The organism is Aeromicrobium sp. PFPM2_SD2 (genome assembly GCF_057364525.1).
The window spans coordinates 1-1,004 of the sequence record NZ_JBNFNZ010000642.1; the positions used below are offsets into that span (position 1 = coordinate 1).

Genomic DNA, 1,004 nt, shown 5'->3' on the forward strand with positions numbered 1-1,004 from the left:
GCGTCCGCGGCGTCGAGCTCGACCCGGTGCGGGCCGCGATCGCCGGGCCGGAACCATCGCGGCGGCTCGGGGCTCGACGGCACCGTCGACGTCGCCGACGCCACCACCGTCGCCGTCCCCGAGGACGAGGCGGTGTTCCTGGACCCGGCGCGGCGCGACGGCCGCGGACGCGTCTTCGACCCCGAGCGCATGACCCCGTCGTGGGACGTGGTGACCGAGCGGCTGCGCGGGCTCGCCGTCGTGAAGACGATGCCGGGCATCGCCCACGACCTCGTCCCCGACGGCGTCGAGGCCGAGTGGGTCAGCGACGGCGGGTCGCTGGTCGAGGCCTGCCTCTGGGGCGTCCCGCTCGCCCGGGCCGAGCGGCGCGCGAGCGTCCTGCCCGACGAGGCGTCGCTGACGTCCCGTGGCGAGGCGCCGGTCGTCGGCGCCGTCGGCGGCTTCCTGCACGAGCCCGACGACGCGGTCATCCGCGCCGGTCTCGTCGCCGAGCTGGCCGCCGACCTCGGCGGACGCCTCGTCGACCCGCACATCGCGTACGTGAGCACCGACGAGGAGGCCACCACTCCCCTGGCCGCGAGCTTCCGGGTCGTGCAGGAGCTGCCGTTCCGCGAGAAGCCGCTCAAGGCGGCGCTGCAGGCGCTGGACGTCGGCACGCTCACGGTGAAGAAGCGCGGCGTCGACGTCGTCCCCGAGCAGCTGGTCAAGCGCCTGCGGCTGAAGGGACGCGCGACGGCGACGGTCGTCATGACCCGCGTCGACGGCGAGGGCACCGCCCTGCTCGTCGAGCGCCTCTGACCCGGCCCCTCACCCCAGACCCTTCCCTCACCCGAGCCCGGCTCCCCCGAGATGTGGGGAGAAAGGCACCATCCACGGGCCGGTCGTGGTCGATTTCCTCACACATCTCGCCGGAGGCGCGGCAGGGTGAGGGGCATGACCGTCCCGTCGGTGGAGCGCTCCGCGCCGGTTCGCCGCCCCGGACGGCGGGGGCGGTCGGGCTGGGC

The 1,004-nt window shown here is 75.5% G+C and carries 1 protein-coding gene; it reads left to right on the forward strand.

What is annotated here, in order from left to right; genetic code table 11:
* Positions 1-798 (forward strand): THUMP-like domain-containing protein (locus AC2W7G_RS17115; RefSeq protein WP_485869500.1); only part of this gene is annotated, 798 nt, incomplete at its 5' end.
* Between the last annotated feature and the right edge of the window lie 206 nt (positions 799-1,004).